The sequence below is a fragment of the Actinoallomurus soli genome, assembly GCF_024055715.1.
Classification (GTDB): Bacteria; Actinomycetota; Actinomycetes; order Streptosporangiales; family Streptosporangiaceae; genus Actinoallomurus; species Actinoallomurus soli.
Genome location: NZ_JAMXMV010000002.1, coordinates 34,227 through 59,607, shown reverse-complemented (window position 1 = coordinate 59,607; position 25,381 = coordinate 34,227). Strand labels below are relative to the sequence as shown.

The following is a 25,381-nucleotide window of genomic DNA, read 5'->3' as shown; positions in this document are numbered from 1 at the left end:
CGGGATTCCCCGGCCCCTTCACCCCGTGCCCGCCTGCGTCAGCGCGCGGCCTCGTAGGCGTCCATCGTGCGTCCGAGCAGCGCGAACTTCTCGGTCCGGTTGACCGACGGCTGAACGTCCTGACGGTTCGGGTCGATGTACCGGTAGCCGAGGTTGCTGAACGCGGCGATGATGTAGTGCCGGTTCGGCTTGCCGGGCAGCGACGTGACGATGCCCGCGTCGCTCACCGCGTTCTCCGACAGCCCCGTCTTGTGAGCGAACGTCACCTGTGCGGCGTCCTGGCAGGGCTGCACGGGGTACTGGTACTTGCCATCGGTCGGGTCGTCGTTGACCGTCACGGTTCCGTCAGGGCCGATCCACCGTTGCGAGATCCGCTGCGGCATGCCCGCCGTCGGGTAGGTGTAGCCGCAGTAGTTCGTCGTCGACAGGACGTTGTTCCAGCCCTGGTCGCCGAGCTCCTTCAGGAAGAACTCCCGGGAGGACGTGCTCAGGACGTCACTGGTGACCGCCTTGCCGTTCGGGGCGGTCCATGCCGTGCCCGACACTCCGTTGAGGAGCGCCAGCAGCTTGGCGGTGTCCAGAGAGGACATGGTGATGCCGGAGGTCCAGTTTCCGCCGTTGGCGGGGTTGGTGTCCTTCAGTTGCAGCGTCTCCAGGCCGATGTCCTGGAAGGTCTGGTTGAGACCGTCGATCGCGCCCTTGTCGTTCAACAGCTTGATCATCGCGCACGCCGAGCCGTTGTCGGAGACGGTGATCATGCGGTCGAAGTAGTTCCGGACGGTGTCGGTCGTGGCGGCGCCGCACAGGTCGGAGGCCTGCGTCGGCTGGTAGGAGTACGTGTCGTCCAGCGTGATGACGCCCTCGTCCACGAGCTGGAGGACGCCGAAGCCGACCAGCAGCTTGAGGGTTGACGCCGGGTAGGGCGACATGAAGTCGATGGGTGCGTTCTCGCGGCCGGGGACGACGTCGGTGTCGCCCTGCCCGTTGTCGGTGTTCCAGAGGTTGGTGTCCCAGTGCCGGTAGCGCACCGCGGTGGTGTGGAAGTTCCGGTCGACCGGGACGATGACGCCGTTCTTGTACGTCGGGCTCGTCACGACGGTGCCCGAGGAGACGGGTCGGCCGTTGCCGTCGAGCTCGAGGACGGTCACGTCGACGTTCGGCTGCTGGTGGATCTGTGTCGCGGCCGCGATGGCCGCCGCCTTCAGCTTGGGCGCCCGATCACGTCCCGCGAGCCTCTTTTCCGGGTCGACGTCGACCGAGGCGGACTTCTTCGCCTGGGTGGACGTGGGGGGTTCGGTGTCCAGGACCTCGCCGAACTTCAAACCCGCGATGGTCCGTTGAAGCTGCCGTGCGACGGCGCTGGTGTCGGTCTCGGCGGCATGCGCCGGCGGTACGACGGCGGCCAGCACCACGGCCGCCCCGCCCAGAGCGACCCGGCCACGACCGCGCGCGCGACTTCGGTTCAAGATCATTCTGACAAAGTCGTCTTACGACACTGGACTGCGCCGGTTTTCGGGCGAGTCAGAACTCCGCCGGGCGACGGTCGCGGGTAGCGCTCGGTCCACGGCTGCATCGCGGGACCGCCCCGAGGACGGCCGCGAAAGTCAGAAGTCGAACAGGACGCTGATGCTCTCGCGGCGGTGGATGCGGGCGATCGCCTCCGCGAACAGCGGCGCGACCGAGACCTTCTGCACCTTCGGCGACAGCCGTACCGGCTGGTTCTCCACCGTGTCGGTCACGTAGAGCCGCGAGATCGGGCTGGAGTCCAGGCGCTCCATCGACTTGCCGGTGAACACCCCGTGCGTCACCGCCGCGCGCACGCTCCGCGCACCGTGCTCCATCACGGACTCCGCGACCTCGGTGAGCGTGCCGGCGGTGATCGTGAAGTCGTCGACGATCACCGCGTCCCGGCCGCGTACGTCGCCGATCAGATCGACGACCCGCGCGGTCTCGGTGTGGTCGACGCGCTCCTTGTCGGCGATGGCGAGCGGCGCGCCGAGGCGCCTGGCGTACTTCCGTGCCTGCTTGGCGAACCCCGCGTCCGGTGACACGACGACGAGGTTCTCCGAGTCGCCGATGGCCTCGGCGAGCAGCGGGAGGGCGTACAGGTCGTCGACCGGCCGCGTGAAGAACCCCTGGATCTGCGGGGCGTGCAGGTCCATCGTGACGACGCGGTCGGCCCCGGCGACCTCGATCGACTGCGCGCAGACCCGGGCCCGGATCGACACCCGCGGCTCGTCCTTCTTGTCGGCCTTCGCGTAGCTGAAGTAGGGCATCAGCACGGTCACCGACGCGGCGCTGGCGCGCTTGAACGCGTCGATCCAGAACAGCAGCTCGACGAAGTTGTCATTGGCGGGGAAGACGGTGGACTGCACCAGGTGGACGTGCCGGCCCCGGACGTTCTGGTTGACCTTCACGAACAGGTTGCCGTCGGAGAACCGGATGACCTCCCCGCGCCCCGGCTTCACGCCCAGGTGATCACAGATCGCCGCGGTGAGCCGCGGACTGCCCGATCCGCCGAACACCAGCAACTCTTCGAACTCCGAACCGGTCACCCGCATCGCCTCCCGCGCGTCCGCCTCGATCATGCCCGGAAGAGGCCTGTTCGTCACTATCGATCTGCCGTGCGCCGGTCACCGGCCGGACGGATGCGCGAGCCCGTTCTCCCAGGCCCAGGCGGCGATCTGGACCCGGTTACGGACACCGAGCTTCGCCTGGACGCTGGCCAGGTGGCTCTTGACCGTGCTCACCGAGATGAAGAGCTCCGCGCCGATCTCCTGGTTCGTACGGCCCCGGGCGATGGCCCGGATGACCTCGGTCTCCCGTACGGACAGCGGCACCGCCGGAGGCGCGGCGGGAGTCCGGGCGGGCGCGAGGTGCCGGAGCAGTCGTACGGTGACCGACGGGGAGATCAGGGCGTCACCGCTGCCCGCGGCGCGTACGGCCTCGACGAGCAGGGCCGGGCCGGCGTCCTTGAGGATGAAGCCGACGGCGCCCGCGCGCAGCGCCCCGTAGACGTACTCGTCGAGGTCGAACGTGGTCACGATGACGACCCGGAGCGGGTCGGGAACGTCCGGACCGGCCAGGAGGCGCGTGACCTCGATGCCGTCGAGGCCCGGCATCCGGATGTCGACCAGGCACACGTCCGGTCGCAGCCGCCGCGCCAGGGCGACGGCCTCGGCCCCGTCGGCGGCCTCGGCGACGACGGTGATGTCCGGCTGGTCCTCCAGGATGAGGCGGAGCCCGCCGCGGACCATCGCCTGGTCGTCGGCGATCAGCACCCGGGTGCTCACGAGCGGCTCGGCACCGGCAGGCTGGCGCGCACCGACCAGCCGGCCCACGGCCGCGGACCGGCGACGAGGGTGCCGCCGAGGGCCTCGACGCGTTCGCGCATTCCGACGAGGCCGTACCCGCCCGAGTGGGGGAACCTCGGCGAACCGGCGGGGGAGGCGTCGTCGGTGACCTCGACGGTGATGTCGCGCCGGTCGTGGGTGAGGGCCACGATGACCTCCCCGGCGCCGGAGGCGTAGCGCGTGATGTTGGTGAGCGATTCCTGGACGACCCGGTAGACGGTCGCGGTCACCTCCGGCGGCCACGCGGGGTCCGGCGGCCCGTCGGGCAGGTCGAGGCGTACGGCCGGGCCGCGCCGGGCGAAACGCTCGACCAGGTCGGCCAGCGCCTCGGGCCCGGGGGCCGATCCGCCGGGATCGTCGGCCTCCCGGAGCAGGCCGATCACCTGGCGCATGGACGCGAGCGCCTCGGTGGCGGCGGCCTCGATGCCCGCGAGCGCGTCGTCGAGGCCGGCGGCGCTCCGGCGGGCGGCGATGCGGGCCCCCTGCGCCTGGAGCACGATGCCGGTGATGTGGTGGGCCGCCGAATCGTGCAGCTCCCGGGCCAGTTCGAGGCGCTCGTCCCGCCGTACGGCGTCGATGGCGGCCTCCCGGCGGGCGTCGAGGCGGCGCAGCACCAGCCCGGCTCCCACGATGGCGACCCATCCCTGCGCCATGATCCAGGTCGCGGAGTAGGAGACCGGGGCGCCGGTGGCCAGGAAGTGGGAGTAGCGCTCGAGACTGCCGGCCACCACGACCGCCCCGCCGGCCGCGACGGCCGCCGCCGTGCGGACCGGCAGCACCCTCACCGCCGAGGCGATGAGCACCCCCAGGGCGAGGATCGCGGCGCCGGACGGCTCGCCGGACAGGCCCCAGCGCCAGGCGGCCGCTTCGGCGACCCCGGCGACGGCGAGACCGGCCGCGGCGGCCCACGTACGCGAGCGCTCCCGCACCAGGGCGGCGGCCGACACCACAGCCCCGGCGGCGAGCGTGAGGGCCCAGTCGTCGTGCCGGCCCCTCAGGAGGTGGATCTCATAGCCCAGCGCCGCCGCGAACACGATGCCGAGCACGGCGTTCACGGCCGCTCCGGGGCGCGCCATCAGGCGATCCAGAAGACCCATGACGTTCAGGCTAGAGATCCGCCGCCACCGGCGGATCAGCCGAAAGTACGACCGGCCTGGCCGGAACCGTCCTTCCGGCCGGTACCCGCGCGGAGCCCGGGCCCGCACAGTGAACCGCATGCCTTTCACGGAGAGACGCTCATGAGCGCGGTGCTGCGGGCTCGGGGACTCGGCAAGAGATACCGGAGGCGCTGGGCGCTGGCGGACTGCACCCTCGACATCCCGGCCGGGCGGGTCGTCGGCCTGGTCGGCCCGAACGGGGCCGGCAAGTCGACGCTGCTGGGCCTGGCCGCCGGCCTCCTGACGCCGACGACGGGCACCATCCAGGTGTGCGGCGAACGCCCCGGCGCCGACCCGGCACAGCTCGCCAAGGTCGGCTTCGTCGCCCAGGACACGCCGACCTACGCCCGGCTCACCGTCGCCGAGCACCTCACGCTCGGCTCCCGGCTGATCCCGGGCTGGGACATGCGGCTGGCGACCGAGCGGGTGCGGCGGCTCGGCCTGCCCCCCGATCAGCGGGCGGGGAGCCTGTCCGGCGGCCAGCGCGCCCAGCTCGCCCTCACCCTCGCGCTCGCCAAGCGACCCCGGCTGCTGATCCTCGACGAGCCGGTCGCCGCCCTCGACCCGCTCGCCCGCAACGAGTTCCTCCGGGAGCTGAGCGACGCCGTCGCCGGCCGGGAGATCAGTGTGGTGCTCTCCTCGCATCTGGTCTCCGACGTCGAACGGGTCTGCGACCACCTCATCGTGCTCGTCGGCTCCCGGGTCCAGGTCGCCGGTGACGTCCGCGAGCTGCTGGCCGCGCACCACCTGATCGGCGCGCCGCACCTCGACCCCGCCGCCCTCCCGCCGGGCGTGCACGCCGTCTCGGCCGACCGCACCGACCGGCGGACCACCCTGCTCGTCCGCGCCGACGTCCCGGTCGACGGCCACGGCTGGGCGGTGACCCCGGTCGGGCTGGAAGACCTCGTCCTGGCGTACATGAGCCGGTCCACCCCGGTCCTGGAGGAACAGCGATGATCTGGCTCACCTGGCGGCAGCTCCGTACGCAGGCGGCCGTGGTGTTCGGCGCCGTCGCCGTCCTCGCCGCCCTCCTCCTGGCCACCGGCCCGCGGATCGCCCACCTGTACCACGCCCACGGCAGGGCGTTCCTCGACGAACTGGGCCGCACCGAGAGCGGCCTCTATCTCATCGGCACCTTCGCCGTGCTCTTCGCCCCCGCCCTCATCGGCACGTTCTGGGGCGCCCCGCTGGTCACCCGGGAGCTGGACGCCGGGACGCACCGGCTGGCCTGGACCCTGACCACCCGCACCCGATGGCTGCTCGTCAAGCTCGGGGTCGTCGGCCTGGTCGCGATCGCCGCCACCGGGCTGCTCAGCCTCGTGGTGACCTGGTGGAACGGCCCGATCGACGCGGCCATCGCCCGCAACAGCGGCGCACCCGGCCACGGCGTGTTCCTGTTGCCGCGCCTGCACGCCCTGGTCTTCGACACGCGCGGTGTCGTCCCCATCGGCTATGCCGCGTTCGCCTTCGTCCTCGGCGTCACCATCGGCGTCGTCATCCGGCGGACCCTGCCCGCGATGGCCCTCCTCCTCGCCCTCTTCACCGTCGTCCAGGTCACGATGGCCCTGGAAGCCCGGTCGCACCTGCTGCCTCCGGACCACGTCACCACCACGATCACCTCGGCGAACCTGATGCTCATCGACATCAGCGGGAACCTCACGGTGCGGATCGACGAGCCCGGCGCCTGGATCGTCTCCCAGCACACCGTCGACGCCGCCGGTCAGGCGGTCTCCCCGCCGTCCTGGGTGGGGAAGTGCCCGCTGGAGACAGGGCAGGCGTCTCAGACCTGCTTCGACAGGCTCACCGCCCTCGGTTACCGGCAGCGGGTCGCCTACCACCCCGCCGGTCGTTTCTGGACCTTCCAGTGGGAGGAGACGGCGATCTACCTGGTCGCCGCGCTCTGCCTGGCCGGATTCTGCGTCCGATGGATCCGCCGGCGCGTGTCCTGACCGGCCCTCTGCCGACCGGCGCCCTCCCGAAACCCGGCCCCGCTCGCCGGTAGGGCGCCACTTCCTTCTCCTGAAGTCCTCCGGGGTGTGAAACTCTCGGTCGGGTGAGGAGGGACCATCGATGGACGTCCTGATCAGAGAAGCCTCGGCCGTCGACGCCCCCGTGATAGCCGAGCTGGTGACGCAGCTCGGCTATCCGTCGACCGTGGAGCAGACCGCCGACCGGATCGCGCGGTGGCGAAAGGATCCGCTCAGCCGTGTCGTCGTCGCGACGCTCGACGATCACGTGGTCGGGGTCCTCGCCTTCCACGCCATTCCCTTCTTCGAACGCGACGGCCGGCGCGGCAGAGTGGTGTCCCTGGTGGTGGACGCGGAGGCTCGCGGGCACGGGGTCGGGGCCCGGCTGATGAGCTTCATCGAGGCGGAGGCGCGCCGCCTCGGCTGCGAGGACCTCGAGCTCACCAGCTCCCGGTACCGCACCGGCGCGCACGCCTTCTACAAGCACCTGGGCTTCGAGGACGCCTGCCACCGCTCCGCCCGATTCGTCCGCCCCCTGAGCACCCCCGGGGACGTCAGCTGACGACGTCCTTGGAGCGGAAGCGGCGGACGGCCAGGGCGAGAAAGACGATGGCGTACGAGGCGGACAGGGCCGTGCCCTTGATCATGCCGGTCCACTCCAGGTGCGGCTGGAGGGCGTCGGTCCAGGCGAACGTCCAGTGCGTCGGCAGGAACTCCCGCCAGTGGCCGAGCGCCGTCACCGCGTCGATGATGTTGCTGAGGATGACGAGGCCGACCGCGCCGCCGACCGCGCCGAGCGGCGAGTCGGTGGTGACGGACAGCAGGAACGCCAGGGCGGCGACGACCAGCTCGGACGCGAGGATGTAGGCGACGATGATCAGCAGCCGGGTGAGGGCCGTGCCGTTCGGCAGCGCGACGTCGCCGCCCGGCACCCGCAGGCGGGCCCAGCCGAAGACGTAGATTCCGGTGATCATCGCCATGGCGGGCAGGCTGACCACGGCCAGCGCGGCGTACGCCAGGGCGACGATCAGCTTCTGACGCAGCAGCCGGACGCGCGGCACCGGGGCGGCGAGGAGGTAGCGCAGGGACGCCCAGCCCGCCTCGCTCGCGACCGTGTCGCCGCAGAACAGCGCCACCGCCACGACGAGCAGGAAGCCCGAGGACGCGAACAGCGTGAACGCCGTGAAGTTCAGCGCGCCCGCGGTCGCCACCGTGACGAGGCCGGGGGTGTTCGCGGCGTCCCCCGAGGGCGAGCCGCCGATCTTGAAGGCGGCGGCGAGCACCCAGGGCAGGGCCAGCAGGACCAGGAACGCGATCCAGGTGCGGCGCCGGCGCAGCTGCCGGACGGCCTCGACGCGCAGCGGCAGCGTCCGGCGCCGCCGGTACGCGGGATCCTCGGCCGCGCGCCCACCTCGGCCGTCGAGCGCCTCCTGTGTCACCGGGCCTTCCCGATCCGTCACGAGCCGTCTCCGATCAGCGCGAGGAAGGCGTCCTCCAGGCGGCGGTGCGGCGTCACCCGGTCCACCGGAACACCGCCCGCGACCAGGGCGGCGACCACGGCCGCCGGGCCCGAGCCGTCCAGGCGCACGAGGACGCCGGGGGCGTACGGCTCCGCGCCCTCGACGCCCTCCAGCGCGGTCAGCACGCTCATCGCGCGGTCGACCTCCGGGGTGCCGATCAGGATCGAGCCGTCGTGGCCGGCGATCTCGGCGACGGGGCCGGCGGCGACGAGCGTGCCCCGGTGCATGACGACGACGTCGGTGCAGGTCTGCTCGACCTCGGCGAGCAGGTGGCTGGAGATGATGACGGTCCGGCCCGCGGCGGCGTACCGCACGAGGACCTCGCGCATCTCGGCGATCTGCGGCGGGTCGAGGCCGTTGGTCGGCTCGTCGAGGACGAGCAGGTCGGGCAGGCCGAGCATGGCCTGGGCGATGGCGAGCCGCTGCCGCATCCCCTGTGAGTAGGTGCGCACGGGCCGCCGGATCGCGTCGCCCAGCCCGGCGATCTCCAGGGCCTCGTCGAGGTAGGCCTCGCCGCGCCCGGCGGCCTTCCAGTACAGCTCCAGGTTGTCGCGGCCGGACAGGTGCGGCAGGAAGCCGGGGCCCTCGACGAACGAGCCGAGCCGCGCCAGCACCGGGGCGCCGGGCCGGACGGGCTCGCCGAAGATGCGGATGTGCCCGGCGTCGGGGTGGATCAGGCCCATGAGCATGCGCAGCGTGGTGGTCTTGCCGGCGCCGTTCGGGCCGAGCAGGCCGCAGACCTGCCCGCGTTCGACGCGGAAGGACAGGTCGTCCACCGCCAGGTGGCCGTTCTTGTACCGCTTGGTGAGCCCGCTGATCTCCAGCGGTACCTCGGGGTCGCCGGGGCCCGCGCCGCCCCGTCGCCGCCCGCGCCCCGTCGCCACGAGGACGACGGCCGCCGCCACCGCGATCGCCGGGAGGCCCCACACCCACCAGGGCAGCGGGGCCGAGGGCGTGCGCAGCGCCGGGTCGACGGGGACGGTGAGCGGGGAGTCCACGGACACGCGGTACGAGGCGGCACGGGTCGGGGAGGCGAAGCCCATGTCGGTGGTGCTGAACACGACCCGGACGCGGTGCCCCGCGTCGAAGCGGTGGTCGAGGGCGGGCAGGGCGACGTCCACCGTGCCGTCGGCGTTGAAGGGGGCGGCCAGTCGGCGGGCCGGCTCGGCCTGGCCGTCCGGCCCGACGTCGTACACCTTGGCGAACAGCGTCGCCCGCCCGCCGGCGACGTGGACGCGGACGTGCGCGGACCCGGTGAGCGTCACCGGAGCGTCCAGGGGCTCGGTCTCGAACACCGCCGACTGGCCGGGCATGTCGAACGGGGCGCCCCCGGCGCCGAGCCCGCCGGCCGCGTTCAGCGCGCCGAGCCCGGGCAGCGTGGAGATGGACGCGGGCGACCCGCCCGCGGGGTTCTGGATCGTCTGTTCCTGGCCGCCCAGCGGGAGCGTGCGGCGGGACGCGCCGGACAGGCCCGGATACCGGGGCGCGGCGGCGGCGGTGACGACGACGCGCTGGGTGGAGGAGTCGATGCCGCCGCTCCGCGTGACGGTGAACCCGCTCTCCGCCGCCGTGCGGTCGCCCTTGAGGTACCGGTCGAACCAGCCCGTGACCAGGCCGCGGACCCGCGTGGTCTCCGGGTCGCCGCCGTCGTGCCCGCCCTGGAACCACACGACCTTCACCGGCGCGCCGGCGACCGCCCGCGCGTTGCCGTCGGCCTGGTCGAGGGGGAACAGCGAGTCCGACTGGCCCTGGACGAGGAGCGTCGGGACGTGGATCCGGCCGGCGACGGAGGAGGCGCTGGACCGGCGCAGCGTCGCGACCGCCTCGGGCGTGGGCCGCCCGGTCTCCGCGACCTTCTGGTACATCGCGCACAGCGACGGCAGGAACCGTCCACACCCTGTGGACGACGCGCCCGCGGTGAAGAAGATGCCGGCCCAGACCTTCTTGAACACACCGTTCGCGGCGCCCTTCCCGGTGGCGTCGGGGAAGAGCGAGTCGGCCAGGTCGTACCACGTGATCTGCGGCGCGATGGCGTCGACGCGGCGGTCGTACGCGGCGGCCAGCAGGGCGATCCCGCCGCCGTAGGACTGTCCGGCGACGCCGACGCGCGGGTCACCGGGCCCGTCGAGCCGCACCTCGGGGCGGCGGGCCAGCCAGTCGATCAGCTGCCGGACGTCCTTCACGTCGTAGTCGGGGGAGTCCAGGGTGATCTCGCCGTCCGAGCGGCCGAAGCCGCGCGCGGACCAGGTGAGCACGGCGTACCCGTGCCGGGCCAGCCGCTCGGCCTCGCCGCGGGTGTCGTCCTTGCTGCCGCCGAACCCGTGCGCGAGCAGCACCGCGGGGGCGCGCCCGTGGCCGGCGGGCGCGAAGAACGTCGTGTCGAGACCGACGTGCCGGTCGTCGTGCGGCCCGTCGACCACCTGGATGCGCTGCTCCGACGTCCGCACGTGCGGCGGCCCCGGCAGTGCCGCCCAGGTCACGCCGCCCGCCAGCACGGCCGCCGCGCCGACGACCGCCGCCCACCGACCCCGCCTCATGGCGTAGACCCTACGCGGCGTGTAACAGAACGCGGACACCGCACGGACAGGGTCATGACACTGGTTGACGATCTTGGTCCGCATGTCGTCTCCGAGCATTCTCGACGTCCGGACCCCGGTACGGTCACGCCCGCCCGCGGTCCGTCCGCGGCGCCGGCCCTCCTGGCCGCTGCTCGTCCTGGCCGGCTGGCTCGCCCAGGTCGGCATCCGGTACGCGCTGACCGGCGGGAACGGCGTCCCGGTCGCGTTCCCCGACGAGAGCGGGTACCTCCTCGCGGCACGGTGGCTGACCGGCGGCCCGGGCGGCGACCTGTCGGGCAGCACCTTTTACCAGGGCGGATACCCGCTGCTGATCAGCCCCGCGTTCTGGCTCGGCCACGACCCGCAGACCTGCTACCGGATCGTGCTGGGGATCAACGCCCTCGTCGGCGCGTCGATCTTCCCGCTCGGCGTCGTCGCGCTGCGCCGGATGCGCCTGGCCCGGCCGCAGGCGTACGCGCTGGCGTTCGGCGCCGCGCTGCTGCCCGCGGCGACGGTGTTCGGCGGGTTCGCGCTCACCGACGCGGTCCTGCCGACCCTGCTCCTCGGCTGGCTGCTCGCGCTGCACTCCTTCCTGCGCGCCTGGTCCCGGGGGCGGAACACCTCCGGGGACGCCCGGCGTATGTACGCGCGGCGGACCGTGGCGGCCGGCTCGCTGGCGGGCCTGGCCGCGGCGTACGCCTACACGACGCACGCCCGCGGATCGGTCGTCCTCGCCGTGCACGTCCTCACCCTGGCCGCCGTCCTGGGGCGCGACCTGGTACGGAAGGGGACGCCACGCGCCGCCGTCCCGGCAGAACCGGGGAGGCCGCGCGCCGCGGTCGTGGCAGAACGGGGGAGGCCGCGCGCCGCCGTCCGGCCGCTCCTTGTCCCGGCGGCCGTCGTCCTCCTCGCGGTCGGCGCCGGGTGGGCGCTGAACGGCGCGGTACGGTCCGCGCTGTACCCCCACGGTGTCCGGAACCTCGGCGGCCTGCTGTCCACGCGGCTCACCACGGTCGCGGGCCTGGAGTGGGCCGTGTGCGGCGCGGCGGGCCAGATCTGGTACCTCATCGTCGCCACCTGGGGGCTCGCGGGGATCGGCCTCGTCGCCGCCGCCCGTACGCTCTGCCGGCCCTGGAGCGCCCCGGCCGACCGGATCCTGTCCGGGGTGCTGCTGGCCGCGACCGCCGGCACCGCCCTGGCGTCCTCGGCGGCGCTGCCGGACGAACACCGGGTCGGCAACTACTTCTACGGCCGCTACCTCGCCTGCCTCGCCGTCGCGCACGCGCTGTGCGGCCTCGCGGTGCTGATCCGGCGGCGGCACGCCCTCGCCGGGTACGCCTGCGCGGCGGGGGTCGTGCTCGTCGGGGCCGGGCTGTCCGCCGCGGTGTTCGCCGGGGACCGGCTCACCCACTACACGTTCATCGCCTTCGACTTCCCCGAGACGTGCTTCCTGACCTGGGACTGGACGTCATTCCGGCTCGGAGCTTCCTCGCTCGCCGCGTTCGGGCTGCTGAGCGCGCTCGTCGTCCTGGCGTTCCTGCCGCGCCCGGCGTGGACGATCGCCGCCGGGCTCACGGCGTTCAACCTCGTCGCGGCCCTCGTCATCGCCAAGCCCTGGCTCCCGGCGCGCGAGCCGATCTTCCGCCCCGGCCCGCCGTACGGGGGAGTGGCCGTCGACGCGGGCCTGACATGGCGGGTCTGGGTGCGGCAGACCTACCAGGTCTGGTGGACGCAGATCGGCTTCTTCCACTCCGCGAATGAGGCGCCACCTACGGGGACCTGCATGGTCATCGTGCCGGTTCCGGAGCGTACGGCGCCCGGCGCGTCGTGGCGGCGGCACCCGGACGGCTGGCGGCTCGCGTACTCCGGCGTCTCGCCCGCGCCCTGGGCGGCGTGGAGAAGTTCGCGATGTTCCAAGACTGTGACATGATCATTTTGTTCTGACCATTGCGCCGACTGTCCTGATAATGGGCGCGTGGCGACAATCTTGCTCGTGGAGGACGACCCGTCGGCCCGTGCCGGACTCGAGTTCGCGCTGACCCGGCTCGGCCACTCCGTCACCGCGCGCGAGACCGGCGAACTCGGTCTCGAGCAGGTGCGCACGCAACGTCCGGAGATCGTCATCCTCGACGTCATGCTGCCGGGCATCGACGGCGTCGAGGTCTGCCGCCGGATCCGTGCGGAGGACTCCCTGCCCGTCATCCTGCTCACCGCCCGCAGCGACGACATCGACGTCGTCGTCGGCCTGGAGGCCGGGGCCGACGACTACGTCGTCAAACCGGTCGAGCCGCGCGTCCTGGACGCGCGGCTGCGGGCGGTCCTGCGCCGCGTCGAGCGCGCGCCAGGGGACCGTTCCACCCACGGTGACCTGGTCATCGACCGCGGGACGATGAAGGTGCGGCGGGCCGGCCAGGACGTGCACGTCACCGCCACCGAGCTCCGGCTCCTGCTCGAACTGTCCCGGCACCCCGGCCAGGTGCTGACCCGGCAGCAGCTGCTGGCCTCCGTGTGGGAGCACGACTTCCTCGGCGACTCGCGGCTCGTGGACGCCACCGTGCAGCGCGTCCGGTCGAAGATCGAGGACGTGCCGTCCCGGCCGAAGTACATCGAGACCGTACGCGGCTTCGGCTACCGCTTCGTCGCCTCGTGATCGGGCTGCGCGGTCGGCTCGTCGCGGCGTTCGCCGCCGTGGCGCTGCTGGCCTCGGCGGTCACCGCGGGGATCGCGTACTGGCTCGTACGGCGGGCGTTGCTGGAGCGGGTGCAGAACGCGGTCGTCAACGACGTCCGCAACGTCCTCGCCCAGACGGTCCCCACGCGGCTGCCCGATACGACGCTGACCTCCGACCTGCTCCAGCCCATCAGCAGGGCCCTCGCCCGTCAGCCCGGCCGCCAGTCCTGGGTGCTGGGCGACGAGCCCGGCGGATGGGCCACCAGCGGCGCGCACTTCACCGGCCTGCGCATCCCGCCCAAGCTCATCGCCGCCGTCCGCGGGCCCGGCCCCCACAACCGGTTCGCCCGGCCGCTGCGCGGGCAGCAGATCTACTTCCAGCGGATCTCCTCGCGCGGAGTGCCGTACCTGGTCGTCGGCACGCCGGTCTACCTGCCGGCCACGGGCGGCCGTTTCGCCAGCCCCATCGAGGCGTACGTCATCGTGAGCCTCCAGCGCGAACGGGACGACCTCGACCGGATGGCCCGCTCGGTCGCGGCCGGGAGCGGGGCCGCCGTCGTCGTCGCGCTGCTGCTGGCCCTGCTCGCCGCGCGCAGCGTGCTGCGGCCGGTCCGCCGGCTCGCCGCGGCCGCGCAGGGCTTGGGCGCCGGCGACCTGCAGCGGCGGGTCGACGCGCGCGGCAGGGACGAGCTCGCCCGCCTCGCCCGGATCTTCAACTCCAGCGCCGAGGCCCTGGAGGCCAGCGTCACCGAGCTCCGGGAGATGGAGCGGTCGGCCCGCCGGTTCGTGGCCGACGTGTCCCACGAGCTGCGCACGCCGCTGACCGCGATGACCGCCGTCACGGACGCCCTGGAGGAGGAGGCCACCGGAAGTGCCGCCACGGCCGCCGGCCTGGTGGCCGAGGAGACGCGCCGACTGCGCACCCTGATCGGTCACCTGCTGGAGATCAGCAGGCTCGACGCCGGGGCGGCGGCGCTCGTCCTGGACGACGTGGACCTGCCGGAGCTGGTCGTGCAGAGCCTGCGGCTGCGCGACTGGAGCGAGGAGGTCGAGACCGACCTCGTCCCCGACCTGCGCGCCCGCGTCGACCCCCGGCGCTTCGACATGATCCTGGCGAACCTGGTCGGCAACGCCCTCAAGCACGGCGAACGCCCCGTCACCGTACGGCTGCGACGCTCGTACGTGCCGGACGGTCCCGGCATCCGGCTGCGTGTGTCCGACAGCGGGCCCGGCATCCCCGAGGAGGCGCGCAGGCACGTGTTCGAACGATTCTGGAAGGCCGACGCCGCGCGGACCCGCAGCGAGGGCAGCGGCCTCGGGCTCGCCATCGCCCGCGCCAACGCCGAACTGCACGGCGGCGAGCTGACCCTGCTCGACACCGACACCGGCACGACGTTCGAGCTGTGGCTGCCCAACCCGCCGGTGGAGCGCGTGTGAGGGCCCGCCGTGGGCTCGCCCGGTCCGCCGGCGGAACGCGCGTGACGGCCCGCCTCGGGTTCCGCGTCGTCCTCGCGGTGGCCGCCGCGCTCCTCGGCGCGGCCTGCGGGGTACGTCCCACCGGCCTCATCGGGGCCGGTGAGCCCGCCCTGGCGCAGCAGGCCGTCCCGCAGACGACCGTCTACCTCGTCCGGAACGGCCGGCTGGTGCCGGAGCGCCGCGTGGCCTTTCCCGGCGCTCCGCAGGCCGCGGTGTACGCCCTGTGGCTGAGCGGGCCGACCCAGGACGAGATCGCGGCGGGCATCTGGAGCCCACTCGCGAAACTCCCCCTGTACGAGATCACGGTGGACGACGGGATCATGACGGTCCACTACGACCGGAGCGGACTGATGACCCGTCTGGTCATGGCGCAGCTCGTCTGCTCCGGCACCGCACAGCCGGATGTCCGCCGGGTGCGGGCGGCCGGCTGGGAGCAAATGGTCGGCCAGGAGGCCGCGCCCGGCCGGCCCCCGTTCGACCTCCGCCACCCGCCGCGCGGCTGGACGGTCGTCGTCGGCCACCAGAAGAAGTGCTCGGACTACGCCGACCTGATGGCTCCCTGACCGGTCCTCAGAGCGAGCGCACCGCGGGCAGCAGCTCGCGTTCGGCCCAGGAGATGAAGGAGTCCTGGTGCTCGCCGCCGATCTGCACGATGGCGATCTCCTGGAACCCCGCGTCGACGAACCCCTTGATCTTCTCCACGTGCTCGTCGACGTCCGGGCCGCACGAGAGCTGCTGGGCGACCTGGTCCGGGGTGACGAACTGACTCGCCGACTCGAACGCGCCCGTGCCCGGCAGGTTCGCGTTGACCGGCCAGCCGAGGCCGAACCACCGGAACTGCTCGTGCGCCCGCTTGACCGCCGCCTCCCGGTCGGTGTCGTACGCGATGGCGAGCTGCCCGACGCGCGGCTTGCCGGATCCGCCCGCGGCGTCGAACATCTCACCGAGCTCACCCTTCGGCTCGGTGGCGATCATGAGATCCGCCTGCTCGCCCGCCAGCCGGCACGACTCGGGCCCCGACACGGCCACGCCGATCGGGATCCGCTCGTCGGGCAGGTCCCACAGCTTGGCCGACTCCACGTCGAAGTGCGCGCCCCGGTAGTCGATCGTCCCGCCGTCGAAGAGCGCGGAGATCACCTCGATCGCCTCGCTCAGCATCTCGTGCCGGACGCTCGTCATCGGCCAGCCCTTGCCCACGACGTGCTCGTTGAGGTTCTCCCCGGCGCCCAGGCCGAGACGGAACCGCCCGCCGGACAGGATCTGCACGGTGGCGGCCTTCTGCGCCACGATCGCCGGGTGGTAGCGCATCGTCGGGCACGTCACGAAGGTCATCAGCGGAATGCGCTCCGTGGCCTGCGCGGCGGCCCCCAGGATCGCCCAGGCGTAGCCGGCATGGCCCTGCGCGGGCAGCCAGGGGAAGTAGTGGTCGCTGATCACCGAGAAGTCGAACCCGGCGTGCTCGGCGGCACGGACATCGCGCACCAACTGGTCCGGAGCCGCCTGCTCGCACATCATCGTGTATCCGATGGCAACCATGTCTCTTCCCCTCTCCATGGTCCTCGGGCCGGCCGAAGCCCGTACCCAGGGTGCTGATGACCTGACGCTAATACCCGACTCCGTCGAGTGAATCCTGAACGGCGCACGTAAGATCGATAACGGTCCCGGACCCGAGCCTCCTCCGGGTTCGGCGCCGCGTTCGCGGCACCTGCTACCCGGACAGGACCGGCGAAAACCTGGGTTACGGTCGGCGGCCGCAGATGCGGAAGCCCCCCGGTCTGGCGCGCCAGGCCGTCCGCATGATGCCATTGACCCGATTCACGCCTTGGCGAGAGACTTCCGCCCGCCCCCACGCGGAGGAGAAGACACCTTGAGGTTCGCGGTTCACCGGTCCGCACGCCGACCGGCCTCCCCGCACGGACAGCCCCAGGAGCCCGGCGGGGACGCCGAGGACACGACCCGTCCGATGCCTCCGGTCCCGTCCCCGCCGCCGGTCGACGCTCCCGAGCCGGGCGCGACGGCCGCCGCGGCGCCGACGCCTTCCGCGGAGCCCGCGCCTTCCGGGCAGCCGGCGCCTACCGTGCCACCCGGGGTTTCCGCGGAGCCCGCATCCACCGGGCAGTCGGCGCCTTCCGCGTCGTCCGCGCTCGCCGCGCCCTCCGAGCAGGCCGGTGGCGACGCCGAGAGCCCGACCCGTCCGATGGCCCCGGTGGGGCCATCGGTGCCCGGCGGCGGCGACGCGGCCGGCCGGACGCGCCGGATGCCGCCCGTCGGTACCCCGCTCGCCCCGGCACCGGACGCCGCCGGCAGGACAACCTCCGGCGGCGGACAGCCGTCCTCCTCCGGGGAACCGGTGGAACGGAGGTCGGTGTTGCGGATCGTGCGGCGCACGGGCGCACGGCCGGGCCGACGGCCCGGCGCGGGGGCCGCGCGGCGGGCCGACGGCCGGCCGGGGCTGATCGCGGTCATCGTCATCCTGTGGCTCGTCATCGCCGCCATCGCCCTGACCGGGACGCTCATCGTCGCGTTCTCCCAGGAGCACCCGACGCGCTTCGCCGCACCACTGAAGATCTTCCCGGTCACGCAGGCGATCCCCGGTCAGCAGTGCCCGGCCGGAGTCCAGGGGATGATGGGCCAGACCGGGATCGGGCCCGTCTGCTACGAGCTGACCGAAGGCATCACCATCAAGCGGGTGAACGACCTCCACGTCGAGCGCGCCAAGCAGGGCGGCGGGTACGCCGTCTCGATCAGCCTCACGCCGGCGGACGGCAGGGCGCTCAAGCGCCTCACCCGCAACGCCGCCGGCCGCAACTTCGCGCTGACCGTGCGCGACCAGGTCGTGGCCGCGCCCCGGGTCGACGCCCCGATCACCAAGGGCCGGGTGCTCATCACCGGCAACCTCAGCCAGAGCGCCGCCGCAGAGATCGTGAACCGGCTCAAGACCGGGAAGGGAGCGCCGGTGCCCACCCCGGTCCCCGTCTACACGCCCCCGGCGCCGGCCCCGACCCCCACGTCGACCTCGCCGACCCCGTCGCCGACTCCGGACCAGACGTCGACCTCGACCTCGTCGACCTCGCCGAGCCCGACGCCGACCGGGACGACGTCGGCTCCGACGCCGGGCGCGACGACGACCACGAGCCACCCCCTGTCGGTCTGATCAGCCGCCGAAGGAGCCGTGCCGGCCGGCGCCGTCCCGGAACCGCTGGACGCCGGCCAGGCCGGTCTCCTCGAGGACGGCGCGGCCGTGGCGGTACTCGTTCGCGATCGCGGCGTCCTCCTCCAGGCCCTGCTGCTCGAGCATGGACATGCGGTCGTGCCGCAGGCAGTCCTGGGGGAACCCGGCGATCTGGGCGGCCAGCTCCTCCGCGGCCGCGCGCGCACGTCCCGGCGGCACGACGCGGTTGACCAGGCCCATCTCGTGCGCCTCGGCCGCAGGCACGGCACGACCGGTGAGGATCAGGTCGGCCGCCCGCGACTCGCCGATCAGGCGCGGCAGGCGCACGGTCCCGCCGTCGATCAGGGGGACGCCCCAGCGGCGGCAGAACACCCCGAGCACGGCGTCCTCCTCGGCGACGCGCAGGTCGCACCAGAGCGCCAGCTCGAGGCCGCCCGCGACGGCGTGCCCGCTGATCGCCGCGATCACGGGCTTGGACAGCCGCATCCGCGTCGGCCCCATCGGGCCCTCGGAGGAATGGGACACGTCGTGCGCGGAGGCGCCCGCGCCGGGCGGATCGACCCGGTTGCCGCGGTCGGTGCCCAGCGCCTTCAGGTCCGCACCCGCGCAGAAGGCGCCGCCCTCGCCCCACAGGACGGCGACGCTCGCCTCCTCGTCGGCGTCGAACCCCTGGAACGCCTCGGCCAGCGCCCGCGCGGTCGGCCCGTCCACCGCGTTACGCACCTCGGGACGGGCCAGCACCACCGTCGTCACCGGCCCCTGCTTCTCCACGCGAACGCCCATGGAACCGAACGATTCCATGGGCGTGCGAACGGAACAAGGGAGGTCAGTCGATGCGCCAGGTGTCCCCACTGCCGAGCAGGGCCGCCAGGTCGCCCTGGCCCTGCTGGGCGATCGCCTCGTCGATCTGGGTCCGCATCAGCTCGTCGTACGACGGGCGCTCGACGTTGCGGAAGATCCCGATCGGCGTGTGCTCGAACGCCGGCGAGTCGAGCCGGGACAGTGCGAACGCGAGCGAGGGGTCCGGGTTCGTGGCGTCGTGCACCAGGACGTCCGGAGAGTCGGCCGGGACGACCTCCAGCGAGCCGGAGGCCGAGCGCCGCAGCGCCTTGTCCCGGTTCGCGCCGAACACGATGGGCTCACCGTGCTCGAGCCGGATCGTCACGTCGTCGCGGGTCTCGGGGTTCTTCAGCGGCGCGAACGCGTCGTCGTTGAAGATGTTGCAGTTCTGGTAGATCTCGACCAGCGCCGTGCCGTTGTGCGTGGCGGCCTCCCGCAGCACCGACTGCAGGTGCTTGCGGTCGGAGTCGATGGTCCGGGCGACGAACGACGCCTCCGCGCCGATGGCCAGCGAGATCGGGTTGAAGGGGGAGTCCAGCGACCCGAGTGGGGTCGACTTGGTGATCTTCCCGATCTCCGAGGTCGGGGAGTACTGCCCCTTCGTGAGCCCGTAGATCCGGTTGTTGAACAGCAGGATCTTCAGATTCACGTTGCGGCGCAGCGCGTGGATCAGGTGGTTGCCGCCGATCGACAGCGCGTCGCCGTCACCGGTCACGACCCACACCGACAGGTCCGGCCGCGAGGACGCCAGCCCGGTGGCGATCGCCGGGGCGCGCCCGTGGATCGAGTGCATCCCGTAGGTGTTCATGTAGTACGGGAACCGCGACGAGCAGCCGATGCCGGAGACGAAGACGATGTTCTCCCGCTTCAGGCCCAGCTCCGGCAGAAAGCCCTGCACCGCCGCGAGGATCGCGTAGTCACCGCACCCGGGGCACCAGCGGACCTCCTGGTCGGTCTTGAAGTCCTTCGCGGTCTGCCGCTCGGGGTCCTTCGGCACGAGGGCGAGAGGGTCGCTCATGAATTGATCACATCCCGGATGACGTCCGCGAGCTCTTCTGCCTTGAAGGGCAGGCCGCGGACGCGGTTGTAGCCGATCACGTCGACGAGGAAACGGCCGCGCAGGATCAGCGCGAGCTGACCCAGGTTGATCTCCGGCACGATCACCTTGTCGTACGAGCGCAGCACCTCTTCGAGATTGGCCGGGAACGGGTTCAGGTGACGCAGGTGCGCCTGCGCGACCTTGTCCCCGGAGACCCGGATGCGGCGCACGGCCGCGGCGATCGCGCCGTACGTGCCGCCCCAGCCGAGGACGAGCACGCGCGCGTCACCGTCGGGGTCGTCGACGGCCACCGGCGCGATGTCGCGGGCGATGCCGTCGATCTTCGCCTGGCGGAGCCGCACCATCAGGTCGTGGTTGTCCGGGTCGTAGGAGATGTTGCCGCTGCCGTCGGCCTTCTCGATGCCGCCGATGCGGTGCTCCAGCCCCGCCGTGCCCGGGACGGCCCAGGGGCGGGCCAGCGTGTCCGGGTTCCGCTTGAACGGCTGGAACTCCTCCTGGCCCGGCTGTGCGAAGGCCGGATCGATCTGCGGCAGCGCGTCGACCTCGGGCACCTGCCACGGCTCGGAGCCGTTCGCGAGGTACCCGTCGGACAGCAGGATCACCGGCGTCCGGTACTTCACGGCGATGCGCGCCGCCTCGATCGCGGTCGCGAAGCAGTCCGACGGCGTCGCGGGCGCCACCACGGGCACCGGCGCCTCGCCGTTGCGGCCGTACATCGCCTGCAGCAGGTCGGCCTGCTCGGTCTTGGTCGGCATGCCCGTCGACGGGCCCGCCCGCTGCACGTCGATGACGACCAGCGGCAGCTCCGTCGCGACGCCCAGGCCGACCGTCTCGGCCTTCAGCGCGAGGCCCGGACCGGACGTCGTCGTCACGCCGAGCGCGCCGCCGAACGACGCGCCGAGCGCCGCGCCCACCGCCGCGATCTCGTCCTCGGCCTGGAACGTTCGAACCCCGAACCGCTTGTGCTTGGACAGTTCGTGGAGGATGTCCGAGGCCGGCGTGATGGGGTACGAGCCGAGGAACAGCGGCAGCCCGGACCGCACGCTCGCCGCGATCAGCCCGTACGCGAGCGCCATGTTGCCGGAGATGTTGCGGTACAGCCCCGGCGGCAGCGTCGCCGGCTTCACCTCGTACGACACCGAGAACGACTCGGTCGTCTCGCCGTAGTTCCAGCCCGCTTGGAAGGCCGCGATGTTGGCCTTCATGATCTCGGGCTTCTTGGCGAACTTCACCTCGAGGAACCGGACCGTCGCCTCGGTCGGCCGGTGGTACAGCCAGGACAGCAGCCCGAGCGCGAACATGTTCTTCGCCCGCTCGGCGTCCTTCTTGGAGATGTCGAAGTCCTCGAGGGCCTTCACCGTCATCGAGGTGAGCGGCAGCGAGTGCACGCGGTACTCGTCGAGCGAGCCGTCTTCGAGGGGGTTGGCCGCGTACCCGACCTTCGCCAGCGCGCGCTTCGTGAACTCGTCGGTGTTCACGATGAGGTCCGCGCCGCGCGGCAGGTCGCCGACGTTCGCCTTGAGGGCCGCGGGGTTCATCGCGACCAGGACGTTCGGCGCGTCGCCCGGCGTCAGGATGTCGTGGTCGGCGAAGTGCAGCTGGAAGCTGGAGACGCCGGGGAGCGTGCCGGCCGGCGCGCGGATCTCGGCGGGGAAGTTGGGCAGTGTTGACAGGTCATTGCCGAAGGCGGCCGTCTCCTGAGTGAAGCGGTCGCCGGTCAGCTGCATGCCGTCGCCGGAGTCCCCGGCGAAACGGATGATGACGCGGTCGAGTTGCCGGACCTGTTTGGTCACAGAGCAGGACCTCCTCGACGCGCGGCACTCGGGCGGAGGGAGGCATCCGCCACCGACGTGCCACTTAGGCTTACCTTCATGCTACGTCCCGGATCACGTGGTTATTTCAACATTGGCCGCTAGAAGCGCGCTTGTGAGATGCGTCGCAGCGCCCAGTGATCCGCCCCGCTCGCATCACGCCCCCGTACTGATTTCCCAAGTCACGGCGTAGGCATACCTGCGATGGCGGCTCAGCGCGCTGCGGAGGGCGGCCGGATCAGGCCGCCGCCGGTTCCGGACACAGCGCGCTCGCCGACCGGCAGAGGTCGACGTGCAGCCGTGCGAAGAGCAGGAGTCCGGACACGTGCCGAACTATATGGCCTCACCCACGGCATTCCTCGAAACGGGGAGCCGCGGCATGTCCCGGCGGCCGCGCGGCCCGGGCCGGAACCGGGCCCGCGAACGCCGCGAAAGCCCGTGAAAACCGGTGGAACGGGGAGCGGCGGGCGCCGGGCCGCACGACCCGGCGCCTCCCGCCCTCAGTTCGTTCGCTGCTCCTGCGTGAGCTTGGCCAGCAGCCCGTTGACATCGGAGGCGGTGTTGACGGTCCCGGAGAACGACGGCGTCGCGTGGATGGTGAACCGCCCGACGTGCGAGCGGTACCAGGACGACCACGTGCCGCCGCTGGTCCGGCAGGACAACCGCACCTGGGTGTCCATCTTCGTCGACGCGGTGTCGGTGCAGGTCGACACGGCCGCCCCGTCGGTGGCGCCACTGAACTTGATCTTCATGCTGACGCGGACGCCTCCGGTCGAGTCGTGAAGCGACGTCGCCTTGACGTCGGCCCGCACCGTGCAGCTCGACTCGGTGCAACTGCCGAACTGCAGCCTGCTGAGCGGCAGCACGGTCAGGTCGGGGTCGTAGGCGTCCTTCAGCGCCTGCACATCCGTCCGGAGCCCGCTGAACACCTCGCCGGCGCCGGCGGAGGACAGCGCCTTGACGTCGAACACGTACTGATCCGACCCCGAGGCGCCCTCCAGCCGGAGCACCCGGCGGGGCGCGCTCTTGGTGATGTAGTACGTCCGGGCGCCGACCCTCACCTTGAGGGCCTGCACGCCGTTCACCGTCGTCCGCGCGGCGAGCGGGTCGTTCGCCGCCTGGCCGAGGACGGACGACAGCCGCGCGGGCGCCAGGTCGGCCAGGTTCAGCGTCGTGATGTCGTCAGGGGCCTTCGTCCACGTGCCACTCGCCTTCTCGGCGTCGTCCGAGTCCAGACCCTGGTCGTTCCAGTAGCCGCTGTTCGCCTTCAGGTAGGTGGTCCCGCCGACGTCGACCCGGCTGACCTGAGAACCGCTCGCGCTGAAGGTGCCGCGGGCGCTCCCCGCCTTCGTCACGCTGAACGTCGCCCGGCTCCCGCCGTAGGTGCCCGTGAGCGTCACCCCGGCCGCCTGGCCGATCGCATGACCCGCCTCGCGCGCCGCCTTGCCCGACGTGGTCTTGGGGTCGTCGCCGGAGCGGCCCAGCGCCACGACACCGACGACGGCGAGGACGACGAACACCACCCCCGCGCCGGCCAGCACAGAGATGAGGACACCCTTGGACTTCTTCGCCCGCGGGGGCGGCCCGTACTGGTACGGCTGAGGCGCGCCCCACCCCTGCCCGCCGCTCCAGCCCTGCGGGCCGCCGGGAGGTCCGGGCGGGCCACCGGGGTTCTCCCACGGCCCGAGCCCCGTGGGGCTCCCCGGATACGGGCCCGGCCCACCGACGCCCTGCCCGTACGGCCCGGGCCCGCCCGGGCCTGCCGTGTACGGCCCGGGCACCGGGTTCTCCCCGTACGGCCCTGGAGCGGCGGGTCCGCCGGGGTAGGGCCCAGGTCCGGCGGGATCACCGGGGTAGGGCCCGGGGGCGCCGGGTCCGCCGGGGTAGGGCCCGGGCATGGCCGGGTTCCCCGCGTAGGGACCGGGAGCGGCCGGGCCGCCCGCGTACGGGCCGGGGCCGCCGGGGTCCTGCGGGTGAGGGCCGGGTCCGATGGGGCCCGTGTCCGGCCCGGAGGGTTCGGCGGGCTCTTCGGGGCCGCCGGACACGGCGGGCGCGGAGGCCGCGGTCCCTTCCGGACCGAACGGCACCGCCGGTTGCTGAGGGGCGGCAGGAGCGGACGGAGGAGATCCCGGCTGCCCCTGCCACACTCCGGTCTCGGCCTGCGGCGCGGAAGGCCCCGCCCACGTACCGGTGCGGCCGTCGTCCGGCCCGGGCGACTCCGCCGGTTCGCCCGGATGCGGTTCGTCGCCTGGGGAAGACGCGGGCGCGGCATCGTTCACCGACCCATCCGCCTGGGCGGACTCCCCCTCCGACGCGGACTCGGCGGGCTCTCCGGCCCGGCCAGGCCACCCGGCCTCCGCGGACTGCGCGGGTTGCGCTGGCCGGCCGGCCTGCACGGCCTGGCCGGGCTGCCCGAACTGCGCGGGGTCGCCCTGGCCGGCCTGCACGGGCTGGCCGGGCTGCCCGGATTGGGTGAAGTGCGCGGGCGGTGGGGGCGGGAGCGGGGCCACCTGCCGGTCGTGCCCCGATCCTGCGCCTTGCGGGGACGGTTCGAGTGGGCTGGAGGGTTCCGTTTGCGCTGGACCTTCGCCTGGCGCGGACGTCTCCGCCCCTTCCGGCGATCCGGCGTGCTCGATCTCCTCCGGTTTTCCCGGTTGTTCCGGCGACGGCTCCTGAACGCCGTCTCGCTCCGTGCTCAATGATGTCCCCTGTATAACGATCGACGCCGTGACCTTACGTTTACGCTGATCGTCGGACAAGACGGAGAAGCGGTCTGTTACCCGGTCGATGCCCGTAAGATCACCGTCTGCCGCCCGCGCCCGCGCGGCGCCTCCGCCGGCTCCTCTCCGGCCACGGCCGGCTCCCCGAACGCCCCGTGTAGTGACGTGGCGACGTTCGTCCTGGTGACGGGCGGGCGGAACGCTCGGAAACGTGGGCGACAAAGCGCGAAGAACCGGCGGTTCGCATCGCGGAATGCCGCCATCACGGAGCCTTGGCTCGCAGGTCCGGGCCGGCCGTTCCGAGAGTTGTCCACAGGTTGTGGAGAAGGGTGGTGCCGGTCATTCCCTCTGCCGGATGCTCTTGACCATGGACCCGGTCGTCTTGATCTCCCGAAACCGCGGAGCCGTCACCTGTGCCCGTCCGGCTGCAAGTGGCCGGCCGCCGGACGGCGGCCAGAGCCCTCGCCGAGGAGCGGTCGAGCCGCCCGTTCCGCGGCATCGTCGCCTTACCCGGCCCGCCGCGTGCCGTCGCCGCCGCCGTTCGCTACGGCGGGATCGTCTCCCATACGCCGGCAGCCGAGCGGCGTCTTGGCCCGGCGCGGACCGCTCACCGAGCGTTCCGCGCCGGCGGGGTGAGGAACGCCGCGTCGGAGGCGGGTGAGGTCGTCCGCGGCGGGTGATCCGATTACGCTGAGGCTCGTGCACGGCTATTACGGGAACTACCTGACCGTCGTCGTGCTGTTCGCGATCGGCGCTGCGATCGTGGGCGGCGCGCTCCTCGCCAACCGGGCACTGCGCCCGCACCGGCCCACCCCGGAGAAGCTCACGACGTACGAGTGCGGTGTCGACCCGGTCGGTGAGGGCTGGGCGCAGTCGTACGTCCGCTACTACGTCTTCGCGTACCTCTACGTGGTCTTCGCGGTCGACGCGGTGTTCCTGTTCCCCTGGGCGACGGTCTTCTCCGCCAAGGGATACGGCTACGTCACGCTCGGTGAGATGTTCGTCTTCCTCGCCTTCATCGCCGCCGGCCTCGCGTACGCCTGGAAGAAGGGCGTCCTCGGGTGGGTCTGAGCCGCA

21 protein-coding genes are annotated in these 25,381 nt (G+C 72.7%); 9 read left to right on the top strand and 12 right to left on the bottom strand.

From position 1 onward, the window contains the following. Positions 1-38: 38 nt before the first annotated feature. The 4 genes from NDW01_RS06135 to NDW01_RS06120 form a co-directional block, all read right to left on the bottom strand. Complete coding sequence (locus NDW01_RS06135) at positions 39-1,472, bottom strand: serine hydrolase (protein WP_252817514.1); 1,434 nt, start codon at positions 1,470-1,472, stop codon at positions 39-41. A 132-nt stretch (positions 1,473-1,604) separates the two neighbouring features. After that, entirely contained in the window at positions 1,605-2,588 is a 984-nt protein-coding gene (locus tag NDW01_RS06130; protein ID WP_252817512.1) for a ribose-phosphate diphosphokinase, read from the bottom strand. Positions 2,589-2,633: 45 nt separating this feature from the next. Then, complete coding sequence (locus NDW01_RS06125; RefSeq protein WP_252779928.1) at positions 2,634-3,293, bottom strand: response regulator; 660 nt, start codon at positions 3,291-3,293, stop codon at positions 2,634-2,636. Beyond that, the gene (locus tag NDW01_RS06120) at positions 3,290-4,450 is read right to left on the bottom strand and encodes a sensor histidine kinase (protein ID WP_252817510.1); all 1,161 of its coding nucleotides are present in this window, start codon (positions 4,448-4,450) and stop codon (positions 3,290-3,292) included. The genes NDW01_RS06125 and NDW01_RS06120 overlap by 4 nt, the downstream gene beginning before the upstream one ends. Before the next feature lie 141 nt (positions 4,451-4,591). Here NDW01_RS06120 and NDW01_RS06115 point away from each other — a divergent pair, with 141 nt between their 5' ends. The 3 genes from NDW01_RS06115 (at position 4,592) to NDW01_RS06105 (ending at position 7,039) form a co-directional block, all read left to right on the top strand. Further along, complete coding sequence (locus tag NDW01_RS06115; RefSeq protein WP_252817508.1) at positions 4,592-5,467, top strand: ATP-binding cassette domain-containing protein; 876 nt, start codon at positions 4,592-4,594, stop codon at positions 5,465-5,467. Next, complete coding sequence (locus NDW01_RS06110) at positions 5,464-6,459, top strand: ABC transporter permease (RefSeq protein WP_252817507.1); 996 nt, start codon at positions 5,464-5,466, stop codon at positions 6,457-6,459. The genes NDW01_RS06115 and NDW01_RS06110 overlap by 4 nt, the downstream gene beginning before the upstream one ends. A gap of 121 nt (positions 6,460-6,580) precedes the next feature. Further along, entirely contained in the window at positions 6,581-7,039 is a 459-nt protein-coding gene (locus tag NDW01_RS06105; protein ID WP_252817505.1) for a GNAT family N-acetyltransferase, read from the top strand. On the opposite strand, the gene NDW01_RS06100 is transcribed toward NDW01_RS06105, so the two are convergent. Both NDW01_RS06100 and NDW01_RS06095 read right to left on the bottom strand, forming a co-directional pair. Then, a complete protein-coding gene (locus NDW01_RS06100; RefSeq protein ID WP_252817503.1) occupies positions 7,032-7,937 on the bottom strand; it encodes an ABC transporter permease in 906 nt (301 codons plus the stop codon). The genes NDW01_RS06105 and NDW01_RS06100 overlap by 8 nt on opposite strands. After that, positions 7,934-10,534, bottom strand: a complete 2,601-nt coding sequence (locus NDW01_RS06095) for an alpha/beta fold hydrolase (protein ID WP_252817501.1) — start codon at positions 10,532-10,534, stop codon at positions 7,934-7,936. The genes NDW01_RS06100 and NDW01_RS06095 overlap by 4 nt, the downstream gene beginning before the upstream one ends. An 82-nt stretch (positions 10,535-10,616) precedes the next feature. On the opposite strand from NDW01_RS06095, the gene NDW01_RS06090 reads away from it, so the two are divergent. The 4 genes from NDW01_RS06090 to NDW01_RS06075 are packed head-to-tail and all read left to right on the top strand — an operon-like array spanning position 10,617 to position 15,264. Then, complete coding sequence (locus NDW01_RS06090) at positions 10,617-12,485, top strand: hypothetical protein (protein WP_252817499.1); 1,869 nt, start codon at positions 10,617-10,619, stop codon at positions 12,483-12,485. 45 nt (positions 12,486-12,530) lie between these two features. Next, the gene (locus NDW01_RS06085; RefSeq protein WP_252817498.1) at positions 12,531-13,205 is read left to right on the top strand and encodes a response regulator transcription factor; all 675 of its coding nucleotides are present in this window, start codon (positions 12,531-12,533) and stop codon (positions 13,203-13,205) included. After that, a complete protein-coding gene (locus tag NDW01_RS06080; RefSeq protein WP_252817497.1) occupies positions 13,202-14,662 on the top strand; it encodes a sensor histidine kinase in 1,461 nt (486 codons plus the stop codon). Before NDW01_RS06085 ends, NDW01_RS06080 begins: the two co-directional genes overlap by 4 nt. Before the next feature lie 41 nt (positions 14,663-14,703). After that, the gene (locus NDW01_RS06075) at positions 14,704-15,264 is read left to right on the top strand and encodes a GerMN domain-containing protein (protein ID WP_252817496.1); all 561 of its coding nucleotides are present in this window, start codon (positions 14,704-14,706) and stop codon (positions 15,262-15,264) included. 7 nt (positions 15,265-15,271) lie between these two features. On the opposite strand, the gene NDW01_RS06070 is transcribed toward NDW01_RS06075, so the two are convergent. After that, positions 15,272-16,237 (bottom strand): TIGR03557 family F420-dependent LLM class oxidoreductase, encoded by a 966-nt coding sequence (locus NDW01_RS06070; RefSeq protein WP_252817495.1) that lies wholly within the window; start codon positions 16,235-16,237, stop codon positions 15,272-15,274. An 829-nt stretch (positions 16,238-17,066) separates the two neighbouring features. Here NDW01_RS06070 and NDW01_RS06065 point away from each other — a divergent pair. Next, the gene (locus tag NDW01_RS06065; protein ID WP_252817494.1) at positions 17,067-17,855 is read left to right on the top strand and encodes a SecDF P1 head subdomain-containing protein; all 789 of its coding nucleotides are present in this window, start codon (positions 17,067-17,069) and stop codon (positions 17,853-17,855) included. Here the strand turns inward: NDW01_RS06065 and NDW01_RS06060 are convergent, their stop codons facing one another. The 5 genes from NDW01_RS06060 to NDW01_RS06045 all read right to left on the bottom strand — a co-directional run bounded on the left by NDW01_RS06060 (position 17,856) and on the right by NDW01_RS06045 (position 23,365). Further along, the gene (locus tag NDW01_RS06060) at positions 17,856-18,656 is read right to left on the bottom strand and encodes a crotonase/enoyl-CoA hydratase family protein (RefSeq protein WP_252817493.1); all 801 of its coding nucleotides are present in this window, start codon (positions 18,654-18,656) and stop codon (positions 17,856-17,858) included. A gap of 43 nt (positions 18,657-18,699) precedes the next feature. Beyond that, entirely contained in the window at positions 18,700-19,731 is a 1,032-nt protein-coding gene (locus tag NDW01_RS06055; RefSeq protein WP_252817492.1) for a 2-oxoacid:ferredoxin oxidoreductase subunit beta, read from the bottom strand. Continuing rightward, positions 19,728-21,566 carry a 2-oxoacid:acceptor oxidoreductase subunit alpha gene (locus tag NDW01_RS06050; protein WP_252817490.1) on the bottom strand — a complete coding sequence of 613 codons (1,839 nt, stop codon included), beginning with the start codon at positions 21,564-21,566 and terminating at the stop codon, positions 19,728-19,730. The genes NDW01_RS06055 and NDW01_RS06050 overlap by 4 nt, the downstream gene beginning before the upstream one ends. A 256-nt stretch (positions 21,567-21,822) precedes the next feature. After that, positions 21,823-21,909: a putative leader peptide gene (locus tag NDW01_RS44240; protein WP_406567005.1), complete on the bottom strand. Its 87-nt coding sequence runs from the start codon at positions 21,907-21,909 to the stop codon at positions 21,823-21,825. A gap of 175 nt (positions 21,910-22,084) precedes the next feature. Then, positions 22,085-23,365, bottom strand: coding sequence for a hypothetical protein (locus tag NDW01_RS06045; protein WP_252817489.1), 1,281 nt, complete (start codon positions 23,363-23,365; stop codon positions 22,085-22,087). 1,638 nt (positions 23,366-25,003) lie between these two features. Between NDW01_RS06045 and NDW01_RS06040 the strand changes: the two genes are divergently transcribed. After that, a complete protein-coding gene (locus tag NDW01_RS06040) occupies positions 25,004-25,375 on the top strand; it encodes an NADH-quinone oxidoreductase subunit A (protein ID WP_252817487.1) in 372 nt (123 codons plus the stop codon). Positions 25,376-25,381 lie beyond the last annotated feature (6 nt).